The sequence below is a fragment of the Nodosilinea sp. P-1105 genome (assembly GCF_012911975.1).
In the GTDB taxonomy this organism is placed as follows: Bacteria; Cyanobacteriota; Cyanobacteriia; order Phormidesmidales; family Phormidesmidaceae; genus Nodosilinea.
In genome coordinates this window covers 123,946-130,382 of record NZ_SMDQ01000008.1, presented here as the reverse complement: position 1 = coordinate 130,382, position 6,437 = coordinate 123,946, and the positions used below count along the sequence as shown (strand labels likewise).

Annotated in this window: 8 protein-coding genes; all 8 read right to left on the bottom strand. The window is 53.0% G+C overall.

Translation table 11 applies throughout. From position 1 onward, the window contains the following. Nucleotides 1–25 precede the first annotated feature (25 nt). A complete protein-coding gene (locus E1H13_RS05810) occupies nt 26–1,234 on the bottom strand; it encodes a restriction endonuclease subunit S (protein ID WP_169612459.1) in 1,209 nt (402 codons plus the stop codon). Nucleotides 1,235–1,250: 16 nt separating this feature from the next. Beyond that, on the bottom strand, nt 1,251–1,589 hold the full coding sequence (locus tag E1H13_RS26830) for a hypothetical protein (protein WP_206070086.1): 339 nt from the start codon (nt 1,587–1,589) through the stop codon (nt 1,251–1,253). 75 nt (nt 1,590–1,664) lie between these two features. Then, a complete protein-coding gene (locus tag E1H13_RS05800) occupies nt 1,665–1,877 on the bottom strand; it encodes a type II toxin-antitoxin system HicA family toxin (protein WP_169612458.1) in 213 nt (70 codons plus the stop codon). Nucleotides 1,878–1,882: 5 nt separating this feature from the next. After that, the gene (locus tag E1H13_RS05795; protein WP_169612467.1) at nt 1,883–2,080 is read right to left on the bottom strand and encodes a type II toxin-antitoxin system HicB family antitoxin; all 198 of its coding nucleotides are present in this window, start codon (nt 2,078–2,080) and stop codon (nt 1,883–1,885) included. Nucleotides 2,081–2,117: 37 nt separating this feature from the next. Then, nucleotides 2,118–2,726 carry a Uma2 family endonuclease gene (locus tag E1H13_RS05790; RefSeq protein WP_169612457.1) on the bottom strand — a complete coding sequence of 203 codons (609 nt, stop codon included), beginning with the start codon at nt 2,724–2,726 and terminating at the stop codon, nt 2,118–2,120. 58 nt (nt 2,727–2,784) lie between these two features. Next, the gene (locus tag E1H13_RS05785; protein ID WP_169612456.1) at nt 2,785–3,162 is read right to left on the bottom strand and encodes a hypothetical protein; all 378 of its coding nucleotides are present in this window, start codon (nt 3,160–3,162) and stop codon (nt 2,785–2,787) included. A 5-nt stretch (nt 3,163–3,167) separates the two neighbouring features. Further along, nucleotides 3,168–3,392 (bottom strand): DUF4160 domain-containing protein, encoded by a 225-nt coding sequence (locus tag E1H13_RS05780; protein ID WP_169612455.1) that lies wholly within the window; start codon nt 3,390–3,392, stop codon nt 3,168–3,170. Nucleotides 3,393–3,439: 47 nt separating this feature from the next. Beyond that, nucleotides 3,440–6,202 carry a DEAD/DEAH box helicase family protein gene (locus tag E1H13_RS05775; RefSeq protein ID WP_169612454.1) on the bottom strand — a complete coding sequence of 921 codons (2,763 nt, stop codon included), beginning with the start codon at nt 6,200–6,202 and terminating at the stop codon, nt 3,440–3,442. Nucleotides 6,203–6,437: the final 235 nt, after the last annotated feature.

Genomic DNA, 6,437 nt, shown 5'->3' with positions numbered 1-6,437 from the left:
CCGCAGAGCTTTTCTTTACAAGTATCTATTGATACACGACAATTAACCCCTTAACGTCCCGCCTTGTGGAGTGCTCCCAATTTTCTATTTCATCTTTCCAGATTGTTCCTCTTCCAAGTTTGTCTCGATCTCCACCCTCTGTATAAAGAATATCTCCATATTCCAGACGATATTTTTCTAGATCTTCTCTAAGTACGTCGATGTACTTAATTTGTTCTAGGTCAAGGTATCCATCCTGAACATTAGCAACCCTTAAATAAGGTAACGAAATAGTCAATTTACCATCTAACTTTCGCCCTTTCGTCACACCTCCAACGATATCGGCTAAATTTCCGAGCCTTTCCCACTGCCAGCCTTGTGGCAAACTGACGAGTTCAGCTAATTCCTGAGAATTTATTGGGTCTAAGTCTTTTGGCTTCTTTGGCTTCCTTGGCTTCTTCCCGTCTTTACCGCTGATCTCCCACTCTTCGACCTCAGCCTGCCAGACCTCTAGTTCCTTTTGATAGCGCTGCGATCGCTCGGCTTTGATTTTGGCCAGCAGGGTATCAGCAGACTCTAGCTTGCCCTGCCGCTGCTGCTCCTCGCGCCACTGGGCCGTAAGCTTGCCTTCAAACGCCCACTTCAGCACCGCTTGACGATAGACCTTAAGCTGCCGTTGTGCAGTTTTAAGGGAGTCGATACCGCTATCGAGATCGGAGAAAAGTTCCTCGATTTTGTCTACAATCCGCTGCTGCTCAGCAAGGGGAGGAAAAGGTATTCGAGCTTCAGCAAAAAATGACTTAGGAACGCGCAGTTGACCGGCGCTTCCAGTCATGTTGCGTTGAGCATCTCTCCTAAATGCTTCTTGTACGAAGTAAAAGAATAAATATTTTCTGTTAACTAAGTCGATCGGCCTTGAAACATGAAACTCTGTCGATCCACACCCTATCCCGTTGACCAAGTTCCCAACTACGACAACTTTACCATTTTCCATACATGGAGTTATTTTCGCGAATAGTAAGTCTCCATTTGCAAATTGTGTATATCCTTTCTTTACTTTTCCATATTGACGTACATCAGATAGGTTGAAACGCCCTGTCTTTTCTTCAATCGCTGCCATTGGAAGAAAGGATACTTCTAATTCATCCGATATTTCTTCGGAATTTAGTTTGGGATTTATAAACGCAATTTCTTCATGCCTTACCTGAGACCAAGTTTCAGGAAGACTGCTTGGATAGTCCGTATTGTCTAACATGATCAATTTTAATTACTCAATGATTCCGGTCTTCCCAATCAATATCGTCCTGCTTACGTTGAGCAAAGGACTTACTCGAATTGGGCAAATGGGCAAACCGCCCCCTGGCATTTTGACTAAGGGCTAGCCGCTCTTTATGGGTTACTTGACGTTCATCGCTAACGGTCGAGTTAATCAAGTTAGTTTTCGAGATTTTAGCAATGTCACGCAACCCCGTGAGCGTTCCTGGCGGAATCTGTCGTGGGAAATCTGCATCGCCCTGCTGCTTCACAAACTGCGTGAACTTCAGCACCAAGTCAGCCTGCCCTTCCGGCAAGGTTTTTACCAGTTCATAAATCGTTTCTGCGGTACTCATCGTATTACCTAACCTTATCGTGATCAACCTTCACTGCCGCCATACAGTCTCTCATGCTACAAAATTTTAATTGGTTTACAACAGCTTCTTAAACTGCTCAATCGTGAGTCCAGCATCTTTGACAATTCCCGCCATGGTTATAGCATTGACCGGATTATGTCGAGGAATGGTCAGAATCCTTGTGCCATCCGTCATCACGATATGCTTACCTTGACGAGCCACTTCAAATCCAGCTTTTTCCAGCGCTTTAACGACTTTAAGATGGTTGACTCCCGGTAGTTTAGGCATCCTATTTAGACCGCAACCTCAACCTCGCGCACATCACTATCGGTAAGCAAATCAGAAACAACAGCGAGATATTCAGTAATCGCATCTTTAATATTGGCGATCGCCTCTTCCTCCGTTTCTCCCTGTGACCAACACCCCGGCAATCCCGGACAATGGACACTGATCCCTTCCTCTGACTGTTGCAAGACAACCTTGTACTTCATGGTTTTTCCTTCATTCTCTTCATTTTTCATTCTGCCTTTAAGCCCCCGCTGAAAATACCTGATCCGCCATTAGCCTCAACGTTGGAAAACTTGGCGAAACCACCTCATCCCCCTGTCGAAAGAGCTGTGTCTCATATACCCCCTCTACCAACTGACACACCGTAATCGTCGGCTGCTTCGGGCTGCCAATATAGCGGCGACCGCCCAGCCCCCTGTAGTCCACAATCCAATACTCCGCGACACCCATCGCCTCATAATCCTCAAACTTGCGGGCATAGTCATCCGGCCAGTTGGTCGAAGTCACCTCCACCACCAGCTTCACCGAACTACCCAACGTAATCACCGACTCCCGCTCCCACAGGGGTTCCTGGGCCAGGGCCGCCGTGTCCACCATCAGCACATCGGGCTTATAGCCCGTCTGGTAGCCCAGGGGTCGCACCATCGCCGTATTAGGGATGAAATAGTTCAGATCTTCCTGGTCAAGCAGAGCATTCAGCTTGCGGTTTAGCAGTCCCACCACCTGCTCATGCGGGCCCGTCGGCTGCATCTCAACGATCACCCCATCGTGCAGCTCGTACCGCCCAGTTTCCGGCTTCCACGCCAGAAACTCCTGAAAGTTCATTAATTGAGAGACTGCCTGCACCATTGCCTTTCACCATTCACCTGCTCACCTAGATCCCAATCCACCCCCGATCGCCCTGCTATCATGCCATCGCCATAGACTGTGCTGGCTTCACCAGTGTGCCGTAATGCTCACAAAAGAACCGTACACATTCAGGGGCCAGGTCAATCGCTGACTCGTCGTAAGCCCCCGTTTCGGGATTGGGCCAGATCAGAGCATAGTCTCCTTTCACAAACTGAAACCGCTCTTCATCCCGCAGGGGTAGCAAGGCGGGGCCTGGGTCTTCCTCGACCAGCAGGGGGTAAAAATCGAGATCATAAATGGCGACATCCAGATCAGCCTCAAACCACAGTCGCAGACGATAGCCCCCCAGACACTCAGCCTTTAGTAAGCCCTTCTCTGCGCTGTTTTGCCAGTAGGCTTCGTCCCTAGCCAAGGATCGCCAAGCTTCCCATTTCATTGCGCTTACCCCACAATTTCAACTGGCTCATTCCGCATTGCCCTATCCCACTGTTCTAGCAGAGCATCTTCGTGGGCTTCTACCCAGGCTTCAATCAACCGTTTTAGCTTGGGGGGAAGCGGTTTCCCCGGTGGCATCCACCGCCGCGAGTTAATCTCAATGCGATAGCTCCTGAAATCATTTTGATACTTAACGTGGACATGAGGCGGTGCATGATCCTTATAGTTCATCAGCACAACCAGCAAACCTTTTTGGAACGGGTGGGATACGGGCGGCATCAGGCGACTAATGCCTCATTCATCTCATCCAAAATGCCATTCATATCTTCGCCAAACAGCTCATACATGCGGCCCAGCCCCCCTTCCCCATCAAAGGGAGCATAGTCCAGATCTTCCACCTCCATGTGAAACGAGGCAGTGATGTGGTCTTTAATCATCCGCAGCCAGGCTACCTGGGCCTCTGTGAACTTGGGGGCAGCCCCCGCCTGCTTACCAAAAATCCAGCTCTGAAAGTTGCGATCCACCGTGCTGGCGTAGGGGGTCAGCCGCTCATCTAGCCCCACCACCCGCCGAATCAGCGCCACCAGGGTAGTGAGGTCGCTGATGGGGTTGGCGGGCGGCACGTTGTCTAATCGGGCATAGGCCTGCCACACTCGCGCCGGGGCCAGCTGCGGCTTTTGGGCTTGCAGAATGTCGAGCACCTCACGAATCATCGGCAGGGTTACGGTACGGCGTTGGTAAGGCAGATTGTAGAAGATTTTCAGGGCCGTAATCTCGTCTTTGTTACTTTCGATGAACTGGGCAAAGTCCTGCACCAGGGTGGCCGACTGCTCCTGGGCTTGGGCATCCCATCCGGCATAGGTGACCTGGTCAATATTCACGGTGTCGATGATCTGCTCATGCACCTTGCGGATGTTCTCGACATAGTCCACCACCTCTCCGGTGAACAGGCTGGCCGCATCCCGCAGCAGCGACTGCTGGGCCGCCTGCATCTGCGGCGGTTCCGGCTCTACATCAGGGGGCAGCTGGTGCTCTCGCTGGGCTTGCTCGCGGATGGCATCTGGGTCATAGGCAGCGAGCAGAGTCTTGGCTATTTCGCTAGGGCCAGCGCCATTGGTTAGTTGCCGCAACCCTTCCCGCTCCTGAGGTTGCATTTGGCGATCGAGCCGACACAGCCGTCCCGCTAAGGAGACAAAGGCATCCTCATCCTGAGCTCCCATCATAACGGCCATCATCAAGTCCTTTAGGGCAACGCCTTTCTTGCGCTCCAGGGGGCGGGTCTCGGTTTTGAGGGTTTTGGTCACCCCCACTGCATCCACAATCACAAAGTGGGTCTTGGCCGACCGGGCCGAGGGGGTCACCTTCCGTAGGTTGTCCTGGTCCAGGGTGCGGGTACCCCGGCCCTTCATTTGGTCAAAGTAGTTCTTGGACCGCACATCCCGCATAAACAGTAGGCACTCGATGGGCTTCACATCGGTGCCAGTGGCGATCATGTCCACGGTGACGGCAATGCGGGGATTGTAGGCATTGCGGAACTGGGCCAGCACCGACTTGGGGTCTTCCTGGGCCTTATAGGTGACCTTTTTGCAGAAGTCGTTGCCCTCCCCGAACTCTTCCCGCACGATTTTGATGATGTCGTCGGCGTGGCTGTCATTTTTGGCGAAAATCAGGGTCTTGGGCACTTCTGTGCGCCCTGGAAACATCTCCGGCAGCTTCTGCCGAAAGGCTTTGATGACATTGCGGATCTGGCTGGGGTTGACTACATCCCGGTCCAGCTGCTTGCCCGAGTAGGCCATGTCCTCGTCGAGCTGTTCCCAGCGCTGCCGCCGGGAGAGCTTCTCTCGCTTGCCCACATATTCCCTAGCGACAATACGGCTGCCGTTCTGGGTAATCTCCGTTTCGATGGTGTAGACCTCGTGGCCCACATTCACCCCGTCGGTCACCGCCTGCTCGTGAGTGTACTCGCTCACCACGTTTTCGTTGAAGAAGCCGAAGGTGCGCTTGTCGGGGGTAGCCGTGAGGCCGATCAAGAAGGCGTCGAAGTAGTCGAGCACCTGTTTCCACAGGTTGTAGATAGAGCGGTGGCATTCGTCGATGATGATAACGTCGAAGAACTCGATGGGCACCCGGGGGTTGTAGGCCACCGGCACTGGTTGCTTCGCCTGCACCAGTTCGTTGGGGTTGGTCTCCTCGGCGGCTTCATCCAGCTCCTCGCCTTTGAGGATGGAATACAGCCGCTGAATGGTGGAAATGCAGACCTGGGCATCTTGGGGCAGGTAGCGAGACTGCAACCGCTGGACCGCATAGAGTTCAGTGAACTGGCGGTTGTCGTCGCTGGGGGTATAGGCCATGAATTCCTGCTCGGCCTGCTCCCCCAGGTTCTTGGTATCCACCAGAAACAGCACCCGCTTGGCCTTGGCATGCTTCAGCAGACGATACACCGAGGTGATGGCGGTAAAGGTCTTGCCGCTGCCGGTGGCCATCTGCACCAGAGCCCGGGGCCGGTTCTCTTTGAAAGATTGATCAAGCTGGGTAATAGCTCGAATCTGGCAATCGCGCAAATTTTCGGGGTCTAGCCCCGGCAGGTCCAGGAGACGGGCTCGTAGGGATTTGTCTTGCTTCAGCCACGCTTGAAAAGTCTCTGGCTTGTGGAAGGAGAAGATCGGGCGCGATCGCGGTTTGGGGTCCCGGCGATCGGTAAAGCGGGTGACGACGCCGGTACTTTCGTAAACGAAGGGTAGGGGTTGGTTATTCAGGTACTTCAGCCTGCTGTCGGCATACTCTCCAGACTGGTCTTCAACGATGGTGAGCCGGTGGCCTTCTTCTTTGCGCTTGGCTTCGATGACGCCGACGGGTTGGCGATCGACGAACAAAACATAGTCTGCCGGGCCGACATCCGTCTGGTACTCGCGGACAGCGACTCCCAGGCTGGCCCCCAGGTCAATGCGGTTTTTGGGCTGGACGACCCAGCCTGCGGCTCTGAGTAGGTCGTCGATTTTGTCGCGGGCCAGTTGTTCCGGGTTCTGGTTTGGGGATGTCATGCTGGAGTGCAGTCCTGCTGGCGCTGATGGTGACGGACGAAAGGGGATGGTGAAGGGGTGTCTTCACTATTCTTCGAGACACACAGCCTAAAAACAGGATGCCCATACCCCGAGTGTATCTTGTTAAGAAAGGCTTCTCTAGGGTTGAGTAAAAAAACGGTAGCGAGTTTACTTGCGTCCGGTCGAGAGGTAGGTTACATTTTTGACTTAGAGCTGTAGTGCGTGCAGCTTGGTC